Annotated in this window: 26 protein-coding genes; all 26 read left to right on the top strand. The window is 67.4% G+C overall.

The features are described 5' to 3' along the window. The first annotated feature begins 153 nt into the window (after positions 1 to 153). The 26 genes from FH610_RS08285 (at position 154) to rplO (ending at position 18,951) form a co-directional block, all read left to right on the top strand. Positions 154 to 4,029 carry a DNA-directed RNA polymerase subunit beta' gene (locus tag FH610_RS08285; RefSeq protein WP_139573666.1) on the top strand — a complete coding sequence of 1,292 codons (3,876 nt, stop codon included), beginning with the start codon at positions 154 to 156 and terminating at the stop codon, positions 4,027 to 4,029. A gap of 559 nt (positions 4,030 to 4,588) precedes the next feature. Next, positions 4,589 to 4,963: a 30S ribosomal protein S12 gene (gene rpsL, locus FH610_RS08280; protein WP_030508316.1), complete on the top strand. Its 375-nt coding sequence runs from the start codon at positions 4,589 to 4,591 to the stop codon at positions 4,961 to 4,963. 1 nt (position 4,964) lies between these two features. Then, positions 4,965 to 5,435: a 30S ribosomal protein S7 gene (gene rpsG, locus FH610_RS08275; RefSeq protein ID WP_079319871.1), complete on the top strand. Its 471-nt coding sequence runs from the start codon at positions 4,965 to 4,967 to the stop codon at positions 5,433 to 5,435. Between the two features lie 84 nt (positions 5,436 to 5,519). Beyond that, complete coding sequence (gene fusA, locus FH610_RS08270) at positions 5,520 to 7,568, top strand: elongation factor G (RefSeq protein WP_240808835.1); 2,049 nt, start codon at positions 5,520 to 5,522, stop codon at positions 7,566 to 7,568. A 162-nt stretch (positions 7,569 to 7,730) separates the two neighbouring features. Further along, positions 7,731 to 8,924: an elongation factor Tu gene (gene tuf / locus FH610_RS08265; protein ID WP_036328531.1), complete on the top strand. Its 1,194-nt coding sequence runs from the start codon at positions 7,731 to 7,733 to the stop codon at positions 8,922 to 8,924. 245 nt (positions 8,925 to 9,169) lie between these two features. Further along, positions 9,170 to 9,478, top strand: coding sequence for a 30S ribosomal protein S10 (rpsJ, locus tag FH610_RS08260; protein WP_012887830.1), 309 nt, complete (start codon positions 9,170 to 9,172; stop codon positions 9,476 to 9,478). A 13-nt stretch (positions 9,479 to 9,491) separates the two neighbouring features. Continuing rightward, on the top strand, positions 9,492 to 10,148 hold the full coding sequence (rplC, locus tag FH610_RS08255; RefSeq protein ID WP_139573664.1) for a 50S ribosomal protein L3: 657 nt from the start codon (positions 9,492 to 9,494) through the stop codon (positions 10,146 to 10,148). After that, positions 10,145 to 10,795: a 50S ribosomal protein L4 gene (gene rplD, locus FH610_RS08250; RefSeq protein ID WP_139573663.1), complete on the top strand. Its 651-nt coding sequence runs from the start codon at positions 10,145 to 10,147 to the stop codon at positions 10,793 to 10,795. The genes rplC and rplD overlap by 4 nt, the downstream gene beginning before the upstream one ends. Continuing rightward, positions 10,795 to 11,097 (top strand): 50S ribosomal protein L23, encoded by a 303-nt coding sequence (rplW, locus tag FH610_RS08245; RefSeq protein WP_139573662.1) that lies wholly within the window; start codon positions 10,795 to 10,797, stop codon positions 11,095 to 11,097. The genes rplD and rplW overlap by 1 nt, the downstream gene beginning before the upstream one ends. A gap of 132 nt (positions 11,098 to 11,229) precedes the next feature. Continuing rightward, positions 11,230 to 12,066 (top strand): 50S ribosomal protein L2, encoded by an 837-nt coding sequence (gene rplB / locus FH610_RS08240; RefSeq protein WP_111699908.1) that lies wholly within the window; start codon positions 11,230 to 11,232, stop codon positions 12,064 to 12,066. A gap of 11 nt (positions 12,067 to 12,077) precedes the next feature. After that, positions 12,078 to 12,356 (top strand): 30S ribosomal protein S19, encoded by a 279-nt coding sequence (gene rpsS / locus FH610_RS08235; RefSeq protein ID WP_055506384.1) that lies wholly within the window; start codon positions 12,078 to 12,080, stop codon positions 12,354 to 12,356. A 33-nt stretch (positions 12,357 to 12,389) separates the two neighbouring features. Next, positions 12,390 to 12,743 carry a 50S ribosomal protein L22 gene (gene rplV, locus FH610_RS08230; protein ID WP_030508325.1) on the top strand — a complete coding sequence of 118 codons (354 nt, stop codon included), beginning with the start codon at positions 12,390 to 12,392 and terminating at the stop codon, positions 12,741 to 12,743. Next, positions 12,743 to 13,591, top strand: coding sequence for a 30S ribosomal protein S3 (gene rpsC / locus FH610_RS08225; protein WP_139573661.1), 849 nt, complete (start codon positions 12,743 to 12,745; stop codon positions 13,589 to 13,591). Before rplV ends, rpsC begins: the two co-directional genes overlap by 1 nt. 2 nt (positions 13,592 to 13,593) lie before the next feature. Then, positions 13,594 to 14,013 carry a 50S ribosomal protein L16 gene (gene rplP, locus FH610_RS08220; RefSeq protein WP_030508327.1) on the top strand — a complete coding sequence of 140 codons (420 nt, stop codon included), beginning with the start codon at positions 13,594 to 13,596 and terminating at the stop codon, positions 14,011 to 14,013. After that, a complete protein-coding gene (gene rpmC / locus FH610_RS08215; RefSeq protein WP_030508328.1) occupies positions 14,013 to 14,249 on the top strand; it encodes a 50S ribosomal protein L29 in 237 nt (78 codons plus the stop codon). Before rplP ends, rpmC begins: the two co-directional genes overlap by 1 nt. Next, the gene (gene rpsQ / locus FH610_RS08210; protein ID WP_079319862.1) at positions 14,242 to 14,529 is read left to right on the top strand and encodes a 30S ribosomal protein S17; all 288 of its coding nucleotides are present in this window, start codon (positions 14,242 to 14,244) and stop codon (positions 14,527 to 14,529) included. Before rpmC ends, rpsQ begins: the two co-directional genes overlap by 8 nt. Before the next feature lie 188 nt (positions 14,530 to 14,717). Then, positions 14,718 to 15,086, top strand: coding sequence for a 50S ribosomal protein L14 (rplN, locus tag FH610_RS08205; protein ID WP_030508330.1), 369 nt, complete (start codon positions 14,718 to 14,720; stop codon positions 15,084 to 15,086). Between the two features lie 8 nt (positions 15,087 to 15,094). Further along, positions 15,095 to 15,394, top strand: coding sequence for a 50S ribosomal protein L24 (rplX, locus tag FH610_RS08200; protein WP_205825632.1), 300 nt, complete (start codon positions 15,095 to 15,097; stop codon positions 15,392 to 15,394). Next, positions 15,394 to 15,966 (top strand): 50S ribosomal protein L5, encoded by a 573-nt coding sequence (gene rplE, locus FH610_RS08195; RefSeq protein WP_139573659.1) that lies wholly within the window; start codon positions 15,394 to 15,396, stop codon positions 15,964 to 15,966. The genes rplX and rplE overlap by 1 nt, the downstream gene beginning before the upstream one ends. A gap of 2 nt (positions 15,967 to 15,968) precedes the next feature. Then, positions 15,969 to 16,154 carry a type Z 30S ribosomal protein S14 gene (locus FH610_RS08190; RefSeq protein WP_030451489.1) on the top strand — a complete coding sequence of 62 codons (186 nt, stop codon included), beginning with the start codon at positions 15,969 to 15,971 and terminating at the stop codon, positions 16,152 to 16,154. 111 nt (positions 16,155 to 16,265) lie between these two features. Then, a complete protein-coding gene (rpsH, locus tag FH610_RS08185) occupies positions 16,266 to 16,664 on the top strand; it encodes a 30S ribosomal protein S8 (RefSeq protein WP_139573658.1) in 399 nt (132 codons plus the stop codon). Positions 16,665 to 16,682: 18 nt separating this feature from the next. Then, on the top strand, positions 16,683 to 17,225 hold the full coding sequence (gene rplF, locus FH610_RS08180) for a 50S ribosomal protein L6 (RefSeq protein WP_139573657.1): 543 nt from the start codon (positions 16,683 to 16,685) through the stop codon (positions 17,223 to 17,225). A gap of 2 nt (positions 17,226 to 17,227) precedes the next feature. Then, the gene (rplR, locus tag FH610_RS08175; protein WP_079319860.1) at positions 17,228 to 17,611 is read left to right on the top strand and encodes a 50S ribosomal protein L18; all 384 of its coding nucleotides are present in this window, start codon (positions 17,228 to 17,230) and stop codon (positions 17,609 to 17,611) included. A 64-nt stretch (positions 17,612 to 17,675) separates the two neighbouring features. Further along, positions 17,676 to 18,308, top strand: a complete 633-nt coding sequence (rpsE, locus tag FH610_RS08170; RefSeq protein ID WP_030508336.1) for a 30S ribosomal protein S5 — start codon at positions 17,676 to 17,678, stop codon at positions 18,306 to 18,308. Between the two features lie 2 nt (positions 18,309 to 18,310). Then, on the top strand, positions 18,311 to 18,493 hold the full coding sequence (gene rpmD, locus FH610_RS08165; protein ID WP_079319858.1) for a 50S ribosomal protein L30: 183 nt from the start codon (positions 18,311 to 18,313) through the stop codon (positions 18,491 to 18,493). Positions 18,494 to 18,495: 2 nt separating this feature from the next. Then, positions 18,496 to 18,951 (top strand): 50S ribosomal protein L15, encoded by a 456-nt coding sequence (gene rplO, locus FH610_RS08160; RefSeq protein ID WP_139573656.1) that lies wholly within the window; start codon positions 18,496 to 18,498, stop codon positions 18,949 to 18,951. The last annotated feature ends 170 nt before the right edge of the window (positions 18,952 to 19,121 follow it).

Raw genomic sequence — 19,121 nt, 5'->3', positions numbered from 1 at the left:
AGGTTCTCTCCAGCGACGGCATGTCGATCGAGATGAGGGACACCGACGAGGACGTCTTCCGCGCGGCGGAGGAGCTCGGCATCGACCTGTCCCGGCGTCCCCACGAGGGCGCGATGACCGTCGACGAGGTCTGATTCAAAAGGGGATTATCTAGTGCTCGACGTCAACTTCTTCGACGAGCTGCGCATCGGCCTCGCGACCGCCGACGACATCAGGCAGTGGTCGCACGGCGAGGTGAAGAAGCCGGAGACCATCAACTACCGGACCCTCAAGCCGGAGAAGGACGGGCTCTTCTGCGAGAAGATCTTCGGTCCGACCCGGGACTGGGAGTGCTACTGCGGCAAGTACAAGCGCGTCCGCTTCAAGGGCATCATCTGTGAGCGCTGTGGCGTCGAGGTCACGCGCGCCAAGGTGCGCCGCGAGCGGATGGGCCACATCGAGCTTGCCGCTCCGGTCACCCACATCTGGTACTTCAAGGGTGTCCCGTCGCGCCTCGGTTACCTGCTCGACCTGGCCCCGAAGGACCTGGAGAAGGTCATCTACTTCGCGGCGTACATGATCACGCATGTCGACACCGAGATGCGTGACCGCGACCTGCCGTCGCTGGAGGCGAAGATCTCCGTCGAGCGGCAGCACATCGAGCAGCGCCGCGACGCCGACATCGAGGCCCGCCAGAAGAAGCTCGAGGCCGACCTGGCCGAGCTGGAGGCCGCCGGCGCCAAGGGCGACGCCCGCCGCAAGGTGCGTGAGGGCGCCGACCGTGAGATGCGCCAGCTCCGCGACCGGGCCCAGCGCGAGCTGGACCGGCTCGAGGAGGTCTGGAGCCGCTTCAAGAACCTCAAGGTCCAGGACCTGGAGGGCGACGAGCTGCTCTACCGCGAGATGCGCGACCGGTTCGGCCGCTACTTCCGCGGCGGCATGGGCGCCCAGGCCATCCAGGAGCGGCTGACCGGCTTCGACCTGGAGGCCGAGGCGGAGAACCTGCGGGAGACCATCCGCAGCGGCAAGGGCCAGAAGAAGGCCCGCGCCCTCAAGCGGCTCAAGGTCGTCGCGGCGTTCCTCAACACCCGCAACTCGCCGAGCGGCATGGTCCTCGACTGCATTCCGGTGATCCCGCCGGACCTGCGGCCGATGGTCCAGCTCGACGGTGGCCGCTTCGCCACCTCGGACCTGAACGACCTGTACCGCCGGGTCATCAACCGGAACAACCGCCTCAAGCGTCTGCTCGACCTCGGCGCGCCCGAGATCATCGTGAACAACGAGAAGCGGATGCTCCAGGAGGCCGTCGACGCCCTGTTCGACAACGGCCGCCGCGGCCGCCCGGTCACGGGCCCCGGCAACCGTCCGCTGAAGTCCCTCAGCGACATGCTGAAGGGTAAGCAGGGTCGTTTCCGGCAGAACCTGCTCGGCAAGCGCGTCGACTACTCCGGCCGTTCGGTCATCGTCGTCGGCCCGCAGCTCAAGCTCCACCAGTGCGGCCTGCCCAAGCAGATGGCGCTGGAGCTGTTCAAGCCGTTCGTGATGAAGCGCCTGGTCGATCTCAACCACGCGCAGAACATCAAGTCCGCCAAGCGGATGGTCGAGCGGTCCAAGCCGGTCGTGTGGGACGTGCTCGAAGAGGTCATCACCGAGCACCCGGTGCTGCTCAACCGCGCGCCCACCCTGCACCGCCTGGGCATCCAGGCCTTCGAGCCGCAGCTCGTCGAGGGCAAGGCCATCCAGATCCACCCGCTCGTCTGCACCGCGTTCAACGCGGACTTCGACGGCGACCAGATGGCGGTGCACCTGCCGCTGTCGGCCGAGGCCCAGGCCGAGGCCCGGATCCTGATGCTGTCCACGAACAACATCCTCAAGCCGGCGGACGGCAAGCCGGTGACGATGCCCACCCAGGACATGGTCATCGGTCTGTACTGGCTGACCACGCAGAAGGAGGGCGGCGTCGGCGAGGGCCGGGTGTTCGCCACGGTGTCGGAGGCTCTCATGGCCTTCGACCGCCACGAGCTGGACATCCAGGCCAAGGTCCACGTGCGGCTCAAGGACGTCCCGCCGCCGCGCGGCTGGGAGGCCCCCGAGGGCTGGGAGTCCGGCGACCCGATCCGGCTGGAGACCACGCTGGGCCGGTGCCTGTTCAACCAGACGCTGCCCGCCAACTACCCCTTCGTGAACTACCAGGTCGGCAAGAAGCAGCTCTCGGCGATCGTCAACGAGCTGGCCGAGCGGTACCCGAAGGTGGAGGTGGCCAACGCGCTCGACTCGCTGAAGGACGCCGGCTTCTACTGGGCGACCCGCGCCGGTGTCACGATCTCCATCGAGGACGTCGTGGCGCCGCCGAACAAGGCCGAGATCATGGAGTCGTACGAGAGGCGGGCCGACAAGGTCCAGCGGGAGTACGACCGCGGTCTGATCACCGACGAGGAGCGCCGTCAGGAGCTCATCGAGATCTGGACCCACGCGACGGCGGACGTCGAGACCGACATGGTCAACGCGTTCCCGGCGACCAACCCGGTCTGGATGATGGTCAACTCCGGCGCCCGCGGTAACCGCATGCAGGTCCGGCAGATCGCCGGCATCCGCGGCCTGGTGTCCAACACCAAGGGTGAGACGATCCCGCGGCCGATCAAGTCCTCCTTCCGTGAGGGCCTGTCGGTGCTGGAGTACTTCATCTCGACCCACGGTCAGCGGAAGGGTCTGGCGGACACCGCCCTCCGGACCGCCGACTCCGGTTACCTGACCCGTCGTCTGGTCGACGTCGCGCAGGACGTCATCGTGCGCGAGATCGACTGCGGCACCGACCGGGCCGTCCCGCTGCACGTCGGCGAGCGCGACCCCCAGGGCAACCTGGTCAAGGCCGAGAACGCCGAGAGCAACGTGCACGGCCGCATCCTGGCCGAGGACGTCGAGGTGGACGGCAAGCTCATCGCGTCTGCGGGTGTCGACATCAACGACGACGTGGTGACGGCGCTGGTGAACGTCGGCATCGAGACGGTCAGGACCCGCAGCACGCTCGTCTGCGAGGCCAAGATCGGTGTCTGCGCGACCTGCTACGGCCGTTCGCTGGCCACCGGCAAGCTCGTGGACGTCGGCGAGGCCGTCGGCATCATCGCGGCCCAGTCGATCGGTGAGCCCGGCACCCAGCTGACCATGCGTACCTTCCACACCGGTGGTGTGGCGGGTGCGGACATCACCCACGGTCTGCCGCGTGTCCAGGAGCTGTTCGAGGCCCGCATCCCCAAGGGTGTGGCCCCGATCAGCGAGGTCGCCGGCCGGGTCCGGATCGACGAGACCGACAAGACGCGCAAGATCGTTGTCACCCCGGACGACGGCTCCGACGAGGTCGCCTACCCGGTGTCGATGCGGTCGCGGCTGCTGGTCTCCGAGGGGCAGCACGTGGACGTCGGCCAGCTCCTGATCGCCGGTGCGCGCAACCCGAACGAGGTCCTGCGCATCCTCGGCCCGCGCGCCGTCCAGCTCCACCTGGTGGACGAGGTGCAGCAGGTCTACCGCTCGCAGGGCGTGTCGATCCACGACAAGCACATCGAGGTCATCGTCCGGCAGATGCTCAAGCGCGTGAACGTGCTGGAGTCCGGTGACACCGAGCTGCTGCCCGGTGAGCTGGTCGAGCGGCCGCGCTTCGAGGCGCTCAACCGTCAGACCGTGGCGGAGGGCGGCCAGCCGGCCTCCGGCCGTCCGGTCCTGATGGGCATCACCAAGGCCTCGCTGGCCACCGAGTCGTGGCTGTCGGCGGCGTCCTTCCAGGAGACGACGCGAGTCCTCACCGACGCGGCGATCCACGCCAAGTCGGACTCGCTGCTCGGCCTCAAGGAGAACGTCATCATCGGTAAGCTCATCCCGGCCGGTACGGGCATGCCCCAGTACCGCAACATCCGGGTGGAGCCGACCGAGGAGGCCAAGGCCGCGATGTACACGGTCGGCGGCTACGACGGCTCGGCTGCGGACTACACCTTCGGCTCCGGCAGCGGCGAGGCCGTCCCGCTGGAGGAGTACGACTTCGGTCAGTACGGCCGTTGACAGGTCGCCGCGGTGAGCGATCGCCGCGGCGGGGACGTACGGAAGCGGCCCGGGGCATCCCGTCCCGGGCCGCTTTCCGTTGTCCGCGTCCGCGTACGCGGGCGGTGCCGGGCGGGGACGGCGTGGAAACCGTGAGAAGCCGCTCGTGGGGACGGTATGATGGGAGGCCGAGTCCTTCGGCGGTCCTGCTTGGGCCGTCGGCGCAGCGACACGTCGAGACAGCGGGGCACGTCCCTCCGGGGCGTCCTCCTCTGTTTTGACGTGTTGTACGGGGGCGGGTAGGCTTTACCTTCGTGCCCGTCTGTGGGCTCGCATGCGTGCGCTTGAATGCCACTTCTCGACGAGAGGGGTGTGCGGGGGCGCCGTGTGACTCCTCCAGATCGACCGGGTCCGCCCGGGTGTGATGCGACAAGAGCGCGACACGCCCGAGCGCGGGGGTCGAAGGGGATGGAAAACCAGCAGGTCATGACACCGGCAGTACCTGCAAGCCTGTGAGAGGCGGCATCGCCACCTCGATCGGGTTCTACGTATCACCGGCTAGGCACGAAACGGAGACGCGGTGCCCACCATTCAGCAGTTGGTCCGTAAGGGCCGGCAGGACAAGGTCAGCAAGACCAAGACTCCTGCCCTCAAGGGGAGCCCGCAGCGGCGCGGCGTTTGCACCCGCGTTTACACGACGACCCCCAAGAAGCCCAACTCGGCGCTGCGCAAGGTGGCCCGTGTTCGGCTCACCAACGGCATCGAGGTCACGGCTTACATCCCTGGGGTGGGCCACAACCTCCAGGAGCACTCGATGGTGCTCGTGCGTGGTGGTCGTGTGAAGGACCTGCCGGGTGTTCGCTACAAGATCATCCGTGGTTCGCTGGACACCCAGGCCGTCCGCAACCGCAAGCAGGCCCGCAGCCGTTACGGCGCTAAGAAGGAGAAGAGCTGACATGCCGCGCAAGGGTTCCCCTGGCCGCCGCCAGCTGGTCGCTGACCCGGTGCACAACTCGCCGCTGGTCACCGCGCTTATCAACAAGGTTCTCCTGGACGGCAAGCGCTCCCTCGCGCAGTCGATCGTCTACGGCGCCCTCGAGGGCTGCAAGGACAAGACCGGCAACGACCCGGTCGTCACCCTCAAGCGCGCCCTCGACAACGTCCGCCCGACGCTCGAGGTGAAGAGCCGCCGCGTCGGTGGCGCCACCTACCAGGTGCCGGTCGAGGTCAAGGCCTCGCGCAGCACCACGCTGGCGCTGCGGTGGATCGTCCAGTACTCCCGCGCGCGCCGCGAGAAGACCATGACCGAGCGGCTCATGAACGAGCTGCTCGACGCGAGCAACGGCCTCGGCGCCAGCGTCAAGCGGCGCGAGGACACGCACAAGATGGCCGAGTCCAACAAGGCCTTCGCCCACTACCGCTGGTAGTGAGCACCGACGACGAGTTAAGGACGCGAAGAAGTGGCCACCACGACCGCTCTTGACCTGGCCAGGGTCCGCAACATCGGGATCATGGCCCATATCGACGCGGGCAAGACCACGACGACTGAGCGCATCCTGTTCTACACCGGCATCAACTACAAGATCGGTGAAGTCCATGAGGGCGCTGCCACCATGGACTGGATGGAGCAGGAGCAGGAGCGCGGCATCACCATCACCTCCGCCGCGACCACCTGCAGCTGGCTTGATCACACGATCAACATCATCGACACGCCCGGACACGTGGACTTCACCATCGAGGTCGAGCGGTCGCTGCGTGTTCTCGACGGCGCGGTCGCGGTGTTCGATGGCGTCGCCGGCGTGGAGCCGCAGTCGGAGACGGTCTGGCGCCAGGCCGACCGGTACGGCGTGCCCCGCATCTGCTTCGTGAACAAGATGGACCGGGTCGGCGCGGAGTTCCACCGCTGTGTCGACATGATGATCAACCGGCTGGGCTCCACCCCGGCGGTCATCCAGCTTCCCTGGGGCGTCGAGGCCGACTTCAAGGGCGTCATCGACCTGGTGAAGATGAAGGGCCTGCTCTGGAGCGCCGAGGCGGCCAAGGGCGAGATGTACGACACCGTCGACATCCCGGCCGACCACGCCGACGCGGCCCGCGAGTGGCGCGACAAGCTGGTCGAGACGGTCGCCGAGAACGACGACGAGCTCATGGAGCTCTTCCTGGAGGGCGTCGAGCCCACCGAGGAGCAGCTCGTCGCGGCCATCCGCCGGGCGACGGTCGCCGGCGCGATCAACCCGGTCCTGTGCGGCACCGCTTTCAAGAACAAGGGCGTGCAGCCCCTGCTCGACGCGATCGTCGCCTACCTCCCCGCCCCCACCGACATCCCGGCCTTCAAGGGCCACGCGGTGGGCAAGGAGGAGGAGATCGTCGAGCGCCACGCAGACCCGAACGAGCCCTTCGCGGCGCTGGCGTTCAAGATCATGAGCGACCCGCACCTGGGCAAGCTCACCTACATCCGCGTCTACTCCGGAACGCTCGAGACCGGCACCACCGTGGTGAACTCGGTCAAGGGCAAGAAGGAGCGGATCGGCAAGATCTACCAGATGCACGCGAACAAGCGCGAGGAGCGCCCGTCCGCGATCGCTGGTCAGATCGTGGCCGTCATGGGTCTGAAGGACACCACCACCGGTGACACCCTCTCGGACCCGGTCAAGCAGGTCGTCCTCGAGTCGATGACGTTCCCGGCGCCGGTCATCAACGTGGCCATCGAGCCCAAGACCAAGGGCGACCAGGAGAAGCTGTCGACCGCGATCCAGCGGCTGGCCGAGGAGGACCCGTCCTTCCAGGTCCGCCGTGACGAGGAGACCGGCCAGACGGTCATCTGGGGCATGGGTGAGCTCCACCTGGAGATCCTCGTCGACCGGATGCGCCGCGAGTTCAAGGTCGAGGCGAACGTCGGCCGCCCGCAGGTCGCCTACCGGGAGACCATCCGCCGCAAGGTGGCGAAGGTCGAGTACACGCACAAGAAGCAGACCGGTGGTTCCGGCCAGTTCGCGCGCGTGATCATCGACCTGGAGCCGCTGGGCGAGGGCAACGACGGTTACGAGTTCGAGAACAAGGTCACCGGTGGCCGCATCCCGCGGGAGTACATCCCGTCGGTGGACGCGGGCGCGCAGGAGGCGGCCGAGTTCGGCGTGCTCGCCGGTTACCCGATGGTCGGCGTCAAGGTCACGCTTCAGGACGGTGCCTTCCACGAGGTCGACTCGTCGGAAATGGCCTTCAAGATTGCCGGCTCGATGGCCTTCAAGGAGGCCGCGCGCAAGGCAGACGCCGTACTCCTCGAGCCGATGATGGCCGTCGAGGTCACCACGCCCGAGGACTACATGGGAGACGTCATCGGCGACCTGAACGGTCGTCGCGGACAGATCCAGGCAATGGACGAACGGTCCGGCGCCCGTGTGATCAGGGCGCTCGTTCCGCTCTCCGAGATGTTCGGCTACGTGGGCGACCTGCGCAGCCGCACTCAGGGGCGGGCGAGCTACAGCATGCAGTTCGACTCCTACGCGGAGGTGCCCCCGGGCATCGCCAAGGAGATCGTCGCGAAGGCTCGGGGCGAATAGTTCCGCACCACTGTGGCGGGGCGCCGTAGAGATCGTCGCTCCGTAGCCAGAGGGGCTCGGGACGAATTGTTCCGCTCGGTGTACGGCGGGGGAGTGCCTCCGCCGTGCACAGCCTGAGGTAAAAGACGCAAGTCAAGTCAGAATCTCTAAGGAGACAGACCAGTGGCCAAGGCCAAGTTCGAGCGGAACAAGCCGCACGTGAACATCGGCACCATTGGGCACATCGACCACGGCAAGACCACTCTGACCGCGGCGATCACCAAGGTGCTTCACGACCGTTTCCCGCAGCTCAACGAGGCGACCCCGTTCGACAAGATCGACAAGGCGCCCGAGGAGAAGGCTCGCGGAATCACCATCTCCATCGCGCACGTCGAGTACCAGACCGAGAAGCGCCACTACGCCCACGTGGACTGCCCCGGTCACGCCGACTACGTGAAGAACATGATCACCGGTGCCGCCCAGATGGACGGCGCGATCCTGGTGGTCGCGGCGACCGACGGTCCGATGCCGCAGACGAAGGAGCACGTCCTCCTGGCCCGCCAGGTCGGCGTCCCCTACATCGTCGTGGCCCTCAACAAGGCCGACATGGTGGACGACGAGGAGATCCTGGAGCTCGTCGAGCTCGAGGTCCGCGAGCTGCTGTCCGCCCAGGAGTTCCCGGGTGACGACCTGCCGGTCGTGCGCGTATCGGCGCTCAAGGCGCTCGAGGGCGACGAGAAGTGGGGCGACTCCATCATCGAGCTCATGAACGCCGTGGACGAGAACGTCCCCGAGCCCGTTCGTGACACCGACAAGCCGTTCCTCATGCCGATCGAGGACGTGTTCTCGATCACCGGTCGTGGCACCGTCGTCACGGGCCGTATCGAGCGCGGTGTCGTCAAGGTCAACGAGACCGTCGACATCATCGGCATCAAGGAGAAGAGCACCACGACGACCGTCACCGGCGTCGAGATGTTCCGCAAGCTCCTCGACGAGGGCCAGGCCGGTGACAACGTCGGTCTGCTCCTGCGCGGCATCAAGCGCGAGGACGTCGAGCGCGGCCAGTGTGTCATCAAGCCGGGCACGACCACCCCGCACACCGAGTTCGAGGCGCAGGTCTACATCCTGTCCAAGGACGAGGGTGGCCGCCACACGCCGTTCTTCAACAACTACCGGCCGCAGTTCTACTTCCGTACCACGGACGTGACCGGTGTCGTGAACCTGCCGGAGGGCACCGAGATGGTCATGCCCGGTGACAACACCGAGATGACCGTCCAGCTCATCCAGCCGATCGCGATGGAGGAGGGCCTCAAGTTCGCGATCCGCGAGGGTGGCCGCACCGTCGGCGCCGGCCGTGTGACGAAGATCATCAAGTAGTAGCACCGCTGGGCGGCGGTCGGGCCCGTGAGGGCCTGACCGCCGCACCACGGAGGGGCCGGAAACGGTCCCCCACGGACGACGAGACCGTGATCTCGCAGTGCTTTCGGCCGCACCTCGACCGAAGCCACTGCCAGATCACGGAGCACCGGACGGGATCCGGAACGTCGGTCGCGTGGAAACGACCTGCGGCACCAGGCCGCGTGAAGCTTTATAGGACGACAGCGAAGGACACCGAGGCCATTATGGCGGGACAGAAGATCCGCATCCGGCTCAAGGCGTATGACCACGAGGTCATCGACAGCTCGGCCAAGAAGATCGTCGAGACGGTGACGCGGACCGGCGCCAAGGTCGCTGGCCCGGTGCCGCTGCCGACCGAGAAGAACGTGTACTGCGTCATCCGGTCGCCGCACAAGTACAAGGACAGCCGCGAGCACTTTGAGATGCGTACGCACAAGCGGCTGATTGACATCATCGACCCGACGCCGAAGACGGTCGACTCGCTCATGCGTCTCGACCTTCCCGCCGGCGTGGACATCTCGATCAAGCTCTAAGGAACGCACTGACATGGCTAAGCAGATCAAGGGCGTCCTGGGCAAGAAGCTCGGCATGACCCAGGTCTTCGATGAGGCGAACCGGGTGATCCCGGTCACCGTCGTCGAGGCCGGTCCGTGCGTGGTGACCCGGGTCCGCACTCCGGAGAAGGACGGCTACTCCGCCGTCCAGCTCGGCTACGGACAGATCGACCCGCGCAAGGTGAACAAGCCCCTGGGCGACTACCTGCGCAAGCACGACATCACCCCGCGCCGCTACTTCGCCGAGGTTCGCACCGAGGACGCCTCCGAGTACACGGTCGGCCAGGAGCTCCTCGCCGACACCTTCGAGGCCGGGCAGTACGTCGACGTCACGGGCAAGAGCAAGGGCAAGGGCTACGCCGGTGTCATGAAGCGCCACAACTTCCGTGGTCTGAGCGCTTCGCACGGTACCCAGCGCAAGCACCGCTCCCCGGGCTCCATCGGTGGCTGCGCCACCCCGGGCCGGGTCTTCAAGGGCCTGCGCATGGCCGGCCGGATGGGCAACGTCCGCACGACGGTCCAGAGCCTCAAGGTGCACGCCGTGGACGCCGAGAAGGGCCTCATCCTGATCAAGGGTGCGATCCCCGGCGCCAACGGCAGCCTGGTCCTCCTCCGCACCGCTGCCAAGAAGGGGGTTGCTGCGAAGTGACCACGACCATTGACGTCCTCGACGCCAGCGGCGCCAAGACGGGGACCGTCGACCTCCCCGAGGAGGTCTTCGGGACCAAGGTCAACGTCCCGCTGATCCACCAGGTGGTCGTCGCCCAGCTCGCCGCTCGCCGGCAGGGCACCCACGCCACCAAGACCCGCGGCAACGTCTCCGGCGGCGGCAAGAAGCCGTACCGGCAGAAGGGCACCGGCCGCGCCCGCCAGGGCTCGACCCGCGCTCCGCAGTTCGCCGGCGGTGGCGTCGTCCACGGCCCGCAGCCGCGCTCGTACGAGCAGCGCACGCCCAAGAAGATGAAGGCGGCCGCCCTCAAGGGCGCGCTGTCCGACCGCGCCGGCGGCGGCCGCGTCCACGTGGTGAGCAGCCTGGTCACGGGTGACACACCCAAGACCAAGGCCACTCTGGAGGCGCTGCGGAAGATCACGCAGGCCCGCAGCGTGCTCGTCGTGGTCGACGAGAACGACGAGCTCACCTGGCTCAGCCTGCGCAACGCGCCCGAGGTCCACCTGCTGGACGCGGGACAGCTGAACACCTACGACGTGCTGTGCCACGACGACGTGGTCTTCACCCGTGAGGCCTACGACCAGGTCGTGGCCCGGCTGGCGAACAGCGGGAAGGAAGAGGCCTGATGCAGAAGATCGCCGACCCGCGTGACATCATCCTCAAGCCGATCGTCTCTGAGAAGAGCTACGGCCTGATCGATGAGCACAACAAGTACACGTTCCTGGTGCGCAAGGGTGCCAACAAGACGCAGGTGAAGATCGCCGTCGAGCAGATCTTCGGCGTCAAGGTGACCGGCGTGAACACGATCAACCGCCAGGGCAAGCGCAAGCGGACCAAGCACGGCTACGGCCAGCGCCCGACCACCAAGCGTGCGATCGTGAGCCTGGCCGAGGGCGAGCGGATCGACATCTTCGGTCAGATCGGCTAGCACACCTGCCGCAGCGGGGAGAGGGGCCCCTCGCCACAGTGCGAGGGACCGGCCCCGAGGAAGAAAGCACCGGGGGGACCGCCGTGAGGCGGACCCCGACCGGTACGAACCGACGAAGGATGAACGAAAAAGATGGGCATCCGTAAGTACAAGCCGACGACTCCGGGTCGGCGCGGCGCGAGCGTCTCGGACTTCGCCGAGATCACGCGCAGCACGCCGGAGAAGTCGCTGCTTGCCCCACTGCACAGCAAGGGCGGCCGCAACGTCCACGGCCGGGTGACCGCCCGGCACCAGGGAGGCGGGCACAAGCGCGCCTACCGGATCATCGACTTCCGCCGCCACGACAAGGACGGGATCCCGGCCAAGGTCGCGCACATCGAGTACGACCCGAACCGCACCTCCCGCATCGCGCTGCTGCACTACGCCGACGGTGAGAAGCGCTACATCCTCGCCCCGGCCGGCCTCAAGCAGGGGGACCAGGTCGAGAACGGCCCCACGGCCGACATCAAGCCGGGCAACTGCCTGCCGCTGCGCAACATCCCGACCGGTACCTTCATCCACGCGGTGGAGCTGCGCCCCGGTGGCGGTGCCAAGCTCGGCCGCAGCGCCGGCGCGCAGATCCAGCTGCTCGCCAAGGAGGGCATGTACGCCACGCTGCGCATGCCGTCCGGAGAAATGCGCCAGGTCGACGTGCGGTGCCGGGCCTCGGTGGGCCAGGTGGGCAACGCCGAGCAGTCCAACATCAACATCGGCAAGGCCGGCCGCAACCGCTGGAAGGGCAAGCGCCCCACGGTCCGCGGTGTCGCCATGAACCCGGTCGACCACCCGCACGGTGGTGGTGAGGGCAAGACCTCCGGTGGTCGCCACCCGGTGAACCCGAAGGGCAAGCCCGAGGGCCGCACGCGCCAGCCGAACAAGCCGAGCGACCGGCTGATCATCCGTCGTCGGAGCAAGAGGAAGAAGCGGTAGGAGCAGCCGATATGCCACGTAGTCTTAAGAAGGGTCCCTTCGTGGACGACCACCTGCAGAAGAAGGTGGACGCCCAGAACGAGAAGGGCACCAAGAACGTCATCAAGACGTGGTCGCGGCGCTCCATGATCGTGCCCGACATGATCGGCCACACGATCGCCGTGCACGACGGCCGCAAGCACGTTCCGGTGTTCGTCACCGACTCGATGATCGGTCACAAGCTCGGTGAGTTCGCCCCCACGCGGACATTCCGCAGCCACGTCAAGGAAGACCGCCGCAGCCGGCGGTAAGCGCCTTCAAGCCAGCAGTTAGAGGAGAAAGCGATGGAAGCCAGGGCACAGGCGCGGTACGCGCGCCACACGCCCCGGAAGGCCCGCCGTGTGGTGGACCTCATTCGCGGGCTGCCCGCTTCGGAGGCGCAGGCCGTGCTGCAGTTCGCTCCCCAGTCGGCGAGCGAGACCGTCTACAAGGTGCTCTCGAGCGCGATCGCGAACGCTGAGCACAACTTCAAGCTCGACCGTGAGACGCTCTTCGTGAGCCGCGCGTGGGTCGACGAGGGGCCGACCCTCAAGCGTTTCCGCCCGCGCGCCCAGGGTCGTGCCTATCGGATCAACAAGCGGACCAGCCACATCACCGTGATCGTGGAGTCCCGCGAGCCGAAGGGAAGGACCCGCTAGTGGGCCAGAAGGTTAACCCGCACGGGTTCCGCCTCGGCATCACGACCGACTTCAAGAGCCGGTGGTACGCCGACAAGCTGTACAAGTCGTACGTCGCCGAGGACGTGGCGATCCGTCGCATGCTGCAGAAGGGCATGGAGCGGGCCGGCATCTCCAAGGTCGAGATCGAGCGCACGACCGACCGCGTTCAGGTCGACATCCACACCGCCCGGCCGGGCATCGTCATCGGCCGCCGCGGCGCCGAGGCCGACCGCATCCGCGGCGACCTGGAGAAGCTGACCAAGAAGCAGGTCCAGCTGAACATCCTCGAGGTGAAGAACCCCGAGATCGACGCGCAGCTCGTCGCGCAGGGCGTGGCCGAGCAGCTGTCCAGCCGCGTCTCGTTCCGCCGGGCCATGCGCAAGGCCATGCAGTCCGCCATGAAGAGCGGCGCCAAGGGCATCCGTGTCCAGTGCTCCGGTCGTCTGGGCGGCGCCGAGATGTCGCGCTCGGAGTTCTACCGCGAGGGCCGCGTGCCCCTGCACACGCTCCGTGCCGACGTGGACTTCGGCTTCTACGAGGCCCGCACCACCTTCGGCCGCATCGGCGTGAAGGTGTGGATCTACAAGGGCGAGGCCCCGACCAGCCGTTCCGAGCGGGAGGCGGCCGCGGCCGGCGCCCGCGCGGGCCAGCGTCGTGAGCGCGACGACCGTCGTGGTGGCGCGGGCGAGCGTCCGCGTCGTGGCGGCGGCGACCGTCCCCGTCGTGGCGGCGCGGGCCGCGGCGACCGTGCACCCAGGAATGAGGCGGCCGCGCAGGCCGCCCCCGAGACCGGCCCGGCGGAGCAGCCGGGTGCTGAAGGGAGCTGACCATGCTGATCCCGCGCAGGGTCAAGCACCGCAAGCAGCACCGGCCCGACCGCAGCGGCGCCGCCAAGGGCGGCACCCGGGTCGTCTTCGGCGAGTTCGGCATCCAGGCGCTTGAGCACTCCTACGTGACCAACCGCCAGATCGAGGCCGCGCGTATCGCCATGACCCGGCACATCCGCCGTGGCGGCAAGGTGTGGATCAACATCTTCCCGGACCGTCCCCTGACGAAGAAGCCGGCCGAGACCCGCATGGGTTCCGGTAAGGGCTCTCCGGAGTGGTGGATCGCCAATGTCAAGCCCGGCCGTGTCATGTTCGAGCTGTCCGGTGTCGCCGAGCCCGTGGCCCGCGAGGCCATGCGGCGCGCGATGCACAAGCTCCCCATGAAGTGCCGTTTCGTCAAGCGTGAAGTGGGTGAGGCGTGATGGCTAAGGGTCTGACCGCCGCGGAGCTGCGTGTCGAGGACCAGGAGGTGCTGGTCCAGAAGCTGAAGGAAGCCAAGGAGGAGCTGTTCAACCTCCGCTTCCAGTCGGCGACGGGTCAGCTGGAGAGCCACGGGCGGCTGCGCGCCGTCCGCCGCGAGATCGCCCGCATCTACACCGTGATGCGCGAGCGCGAGCTCGGAATCGTCACGGTCGAGAAGGAGCCGAGCGATGTCTGAAGCAACCGAGACCCCGACCACTGAGACGCAGCGGAACTACCGCAAGACCCGTGAGGGCCTGGTCGTCAGCGACAAGATGGACAAGACCGTCGTCGTCGCCGTCGAGGACCGCGTCAAGCACCCGCTGTACGGCAAGGTCATCCGCCGTACGACCAAGTACAAGGCGCACGACGAGCAGAACGCCTGCGGCGTCGGCGACCGCGTCCTCCTGATGGAGACCCGGCCGCTGTCGGCCACCAAGCGGTGGCGGGTCGTCGAGATCCTCGAGAAGGCCAAGTAACACCACAGACGCGCCTCGTGGGGGGTGGGAGACCGCCCCCCATGATGGTGTCCAAGGGGCGGGGCCGGCCATCGGTCCCGTCCGCCCGCGGCGGCGGTCGTACGGCTGTCGCCGAGGGAAAAAGACCACATCAGGTTCGGCCAGGCTCACCGCGAGGGTGAGAACCGGCACGACACACAGGAGTAGACGTGATCCAGCAGGAGTCGCGGCTCAAGGTCGCCGACAACACGGGTGCCAAGGAGATTCTTTGCATCCGCGTGCTCGGCGGCTCGGGTCGGCGCTACGCGGGAATCGGCGACATCATCGTGGGCACGGTGAAGGACGCCATTCCCGGCGGGGGCGTTAAGAAAGGCGACGTTGTCAAGGCTGTCGTGGTGCGCACCGTGAAGGAGCGCCGCCGCCCCGACGGCTCCTACATCCGCTTCGACGAGAACGCCGCGGTCATCATCAAGGACAGCGGTGACCCCCGGGGCACCCGCATCTTCGGCCCGGTGGGCCGTGAACTGCGCGACAAGAAGTTCATGCGCATCATCTCGCTCGCGCCGGAGGTGCTGTGATGTCGAAGCTGCACGTGAAGAAGGGCGACCTCGTCCAGGTCATCGCCGGCAAGGACAAGGGCGCCAAGGGCCGGATCATCGCCGCCTACCCGCGCGACGAGCGCGTGGTGGTCGAGGGCGTCAACATGATCAAGAAGCACTCCAAGGTCACCAACCAGGGCCCGCGCGGCGCCAAGGAAGGCGGCGTGCAGACCATGGAGGCTCCCATCCACGTGAGCAACGTCAAGAAGCTCAAGGATGACGAGAAGAAGCCCGAGAAGAAGGCCGCCGGCAAGGGCGACGCCGAGGCGACGGGTGAGGACAGCTGATGACCGCGACCACTGAGACCGAGCGCATCGTTCCGCGCCTCAAGCAGCGCTACCGCGAGGAGATCATCGCGAAGCTGCGCGAGGAGTTCGGCATCGAGAACATCATGCAGGTGCCCACGATCACCAAGATCAAGGTGAACATGGGTGTCGGCGAGGCCGCCCGCGACTCGAAGCTCATCGAGGGCGCCGTGCGCGACCTGACCGCCATCACGGGCCAGAAGCCGGCCGTCGCCCGCGCCCGCAAGTCCATCGCGCAGTTCAAGCTGCGTGAGGGCATGCCGATCGGCGCGCACGTGACGCTGCGCGGCGACCGCATGTGGGAGTTCCTCGACCGCCTGCTGTCCCTGGCGCTGCCGCGTATCCGTGACTTCCGCGGCCTGTCGCCGAAGCAGTTCGACGGCAACGGCAACTACACCTTCGGCCTCACCGAGCAGGTCATGTTCCACGAGGTCGACCAGGACAAGGTGGACCGGCAGCGGGGCATGGACATCACGGTCGTGACCACCGCGAAGAACGACGAGCAGGGCCGGGCGCTGCTGAAGCTCCTCGGTTTCCCCTTCAAGGAGGCCTGATCATGGCGAAGACGTCGCTGAAGGTCAAGGCAGCGCGCAAGCAGAAGTTCGAGGTCCGGGCGTACACTCGGTGCTCCCGCTGCGGCCGTCCCCGCGCTGTCTACCGCAAGTTCGGGCTGTGCCGCGTGTGCTTCCGCGAGATGGCGCACCGGGGCGAGCTGCCCGGCATCACCAAGTCGAGCTGGTAAGCCCGCCGCGGGCCAGCCGTACAGAAGTCATATCAACCGGGCGCTGACCGCAGCGCCCACGACCACACCGAAGGTCCCATCGGGAAACCGCGGTGAGGAAGGCCACCGGCCATGACGATGACCGACCCGATCGCAGACATGCTGACGCGTCTGCGTAACGCGAACTCGGCCTATCACGACACCGTGAGCATGCCTTACTCCAAGATCAAGGCGCACATCGCGGAGATCCTCCAGCAGGAGGGCTACATCCAGGGCTGGAGCGTCGAGGACGCGAAGGTTGGCAAGAACCTCGTGATGGAGCTGAAGTTCGGCCCCAGCCGCGAGCGCTCCATCGCAGGCCTGCGCCGGGTGTCGAAGCCCGGTCTGCGGGTCTATGCAAAGAAGGACAACCTGCCCCGCGTTCTGGGCGGTCTGGGCGTCGCGATCATCTCGACGTCCGGCGGTCTGATGACGGACCGGCAGGCGAGCAAGCGTGGAGTGGGCGGGGAAGTCCTCGCCTACGTCTGGTAACGAGGGGAGGCACTCAGCATGTCGCGAATCGGACGGCTGCCCATCCCCGTACCGGCGGGTGTCGACATCACGATCGACGGTCGGGAAGTCCAGGTCAAGGGGCCCAAGGGCACGCTCACTCACACGGTCGCCGAGCCCATCGAGGTCTCGCGCGGCGAGGACGGCGCCATCGCCGTCACCCGCCCGAACGACGAGAACAAGGTCCGTGCGCTGCACGGCCTGTCCCGCACGCTCATCGCCAACATGGTGGCGGGTGTCACGCAGGGCTACACGAAGACGCTCGAGATCGTCGGCGTCGGTTACCGCGTCCAGGCCAAGGGTCCGACGGAGCTGGAGTTCTCGCTGGGCTTCAGCCACCCGGTGATCATCAAGGCTCCCGAGGGCGTCAGCTTCCGTGTCGAGAGGCCGACCCTGTTCCACGTGGACGGCATCGACAAGCAGAGGGTCGGCGAGGTCGCCGCCAACATCAGGAAGCTGCGCAAGCCGGACCCGTACAAGGGCAAGGGCGTGCGCTACCAGGGCGAGGTTGTCCGCCGCAAGGTCGGAAAGGCTGGTAAGTAGGCATGGCTGGAAAGACTGCGTTCGGCAAGCACACGGCCGCCCGCACGGTCTCCCGGGCCCGCCGGCACCGCCGTGTCCGCAAGAACGTCTTCGGCACGGCCGAGCGTCCGCGCCTGGTCGTCAACCGGTCCACGCGTCACCTGTTCGTGCAGATCGTCGACGACACTCAGGGCCACACGCTGGTGAGCGCGTCCACGATGGACGTCTCGCTGCGCGGCGCCGAGGGTGACAAGACCGAGAAGGCGAAGAAGGTCGGCGAGCTTCTCGCTCAGCGGGCCAAGACCGCCGGGATCACCGCTGTCGTGTTCGACCGCGGTGGCAACCGCTACGCGGGGCGAATCGCCGCTCTCGCGGACAGCGCCCGTGAAGGCGGGCTGGAGTTCTGATGGCTCCGGTCCATGGGTCGCGACCGGCGACCCGTCCCAAGAGCAACGAGAAGAGGAACCACTGATGGCTGCAGCTCCGCGTCGCGGTGCCGGCGGCGGTGGCGAGCGGCGTGACCGTCGTGATGACCGCCGCGGCGGCGCCGCAGACAAGGGCGTCTCGTACATCGAGCGCGTCGTGAAGATCAACCGAGTGGCCAAGGTCGTCCAGGGTGGCCGGCGCTTCAGCTTCACCGCGCTGGTCATCGTCGGCGACGGCAACGGTCTCGTCGGGGTCGGCTACGGCAAGGCCAAGGAGGTGCCCGCGGCGATCGCCAAGGGCGTCGAGGAGGCCAAGAAGCACTTCTTCAAGGTTCCGCGGATCCAGGGCACCATCCCGCACCCGGTGCAGGGCGAGGACGCCGCCGGCGTCGTCCTCCTGCGTCCGGCCTCGCCCGGTACGGGCGTCATCGCGGGTGGCCCGGTTCGCGCGGTCCTGGAGTGCGCCGGGATCCACGACGTGCTGTCCAAGTCGCTCGGCTCGGACAACCCGATCAACATCGTGCATGCCACCGTGGCCGCTCTGAAGGGCCTCAGCCGGCCCGAGGAGATCGCGGCCCGCCGTGGTCTGCCGATCGAGGACGTGGCGCCCAAGGCGATGCTGAAGGCTCGCGCCGAGGGTCTGGCCGAGGCCGCGGCGGCCGCGAAGGCGGTGAGCTGACGGTGGCTCGACTGAAGATCACCCAGACCCGCTCCAAGATCGGTGGTCAGCAGAACCAGCGTGACTCGCTGCGCTCGCTGGGTCTGAAGCGAATCGGCGACGTCGTCGTCAAGGAGGACCGCCCGGAGATCCGGGGCATGGTCGCCAAGGTGTCGCACCTCGTCGAGGTTGAGGAGGTCGACTAGTCATGACCGAGAACGCTCCGCTCAAGATTCACGACCTCCGTCCGGCTCCCGGTGCCAACAAGGCCAAGACCCGCAAGGGCCGTGGCGAGGGCTCCAAGGGCAAGACGGCCGGCCGTGGCACCAAGGGCACCCGGGCCCGTACGGCAGTGATGCCGGGCTTCGAGGGTGGCCAGGTCCCGCTCCAGCGGCGGCTGCCGAAGCTGAAGGGCTTCTCCAACGCCCTGTTCAAGACGACCTACCAGGTCGTCAACCTGGACAGGCTCGGGGAGCTGTTCCCCCAGGGCGGCGACGTCACGCTCGACGACCTGGTGGCCAAGGGTGCGGTCCGCAAGAACCAGCCCGTGAAGGTGCTGGGCACCGGCGAGATCTCCGTGGCGCTGAACGTGCAGGCGCACGCCTTCTCCGCCAGCGCGAAGGAGAAGATCGCCGCGGCCGGTGGCTCGGTTTCCGAGCTGTAGGCATGACGCTGCACGAGGCGCGGAGGTTCGTTATGAGCCTCCGCGCCCGTAGTGCGTTAGAGTTCGCCTGGCACGGGGCTCAACCCGTGTCCGACCAAGCACTCTGGCAGGAAGACATGTCGATGGACGCCTTGCGGGCCATCGCCGACCGTTACCGCGTCACTGGCGCG

Source organism: Microbispora catharanthi (assembly GCF_006334915.2).
Lineage (GTDB): Bacteria > Actinomycetota > Actinomycetes > Streptosporangiales > Streptosporangiaceae > Microbispora > Microbispora catharanthi.
The sequence above is the reverse complement of the archived record's forward strand: the minus strand, read 5'-3'. Positions and strand labels throughout refer to the sequence as shown.

Bases quoted from the DNA above. Each gene is read 5' to 3' on its own strand.
- rpsG (WP_079319871.1), top strand. From the start codon at position 4,965: ATGCCGCGCAAGGGTTCCCCTGGCCGCCGCCAGCTGGTCGCTGACCCG.
- fusA (WP_240808835.1), top strand. From the start codon at position 5,520: ATGGCCCATATCGACGCGGGCAAGACCACGACGACTGAGCGCATCCTG.
- rpsJ (WP_012887830.1), top strand. From the start codon at position 9,170: ATGGCGGGACAGAAGATCCGCATCCGGCTCAAGGCGTATGACCACGAG.
- rplC (WP_139573664.1), top strand. From the start codon at position 9,492: ATGGCTAAGCAGATCAAGGGCGTCCTGGGCAAGAAGCTCGGCATGACC.
- rplW (WP_139573662.1), top strand. From the start codon at position 10,795: ATGCAGAAGATCGCCGACCCGCGTGACATCATCCTCAAGCCGATCGTC.
- rplB (WP_111699908.1), top strand. From the start codon at position 11,230: ATGGGCATCCGTAAGTACAAGCCGACGACTCCGGGTCGGCGCGGCGCG.
- rpsS (WP_055506384.1), top strand. From the start codon at position 12,078: ATGCCACGTAGTCTTAAGAAGGGTCCCTTCGTGGACGACCACCTGCAG.
- rplV (WP_030508325.1), top strand. From the start codon at position 12,390: ATGGAAGCCAGGGCACAGGCGCGGTACGCGCGCCACACGCCCCGGAAG.
- rplP (WP_030508327.1), top strand. From the start codon at position 13,594: ATGCTGATCCCGCGCAGGGTCAAGCACCGCAAGCAGCACCGGCCCGAC.
- rpmC (WP_030508328.1), top strand. From the start codon at position 14,013: ATGGCTAAGGGTCTGACCGCCGCGGAGCTGCGTGTCGAGGACCAGGAG.
- rpsQ (WP_079319862.1), top strand. From the start codon at position 14,242: ATGTCTGAAGCAACCGAGACCCCGACCACTGAGACGCAGCGGAACTAC.
- rplE (WP_139573659.1), top strand. From the start codon at position 15,394: ATGACCGCGACCACTGAGACCGAGCGCATCGTTCCGCGCCTCAAGCAG.
- FH610_RS08190 (WP_030451489.1), top strand. From the start codon at position 15,969: ATGGCGAAGACGTCGCTGAAGGTCAAGGCAGCGCGCAAGCAGAAGTTC.
- rpsH (WP_139573658.1), top strand. From the start codon at position 16,266: ATGACGATGACCGACCCGATCGCAGACATGCTGACGCGTCTGCGTAAC.
- rplF (WP_139573657.1), top strand. From the start codon at position 16,683: ATGTCGCGAATCGGACGGCTGCCCATCCCCGTACCGGCGGGTGTCGAC.
- rplR (WP_079319860.1), top strand. From the start codon at position 17,228: ATGGCTGGAAAGACTGCGTTCGGCAAGCACACGGCCGCCCGCACGGTC.
- rpsE (WP_030508336.1), top strand. From the start codon at position 17,676: ATGGCTGCAGCTCCGCGTCGCGGTGCCGGCGGCGGTGGCGAGCGGCGT.
- rplO (WP_139573656.1), top strand. From the start codon at position 18,496: ATGACCGAGAACGCTCCGCTCAAGATTCACGACCTCCGTCCGGCTCCC.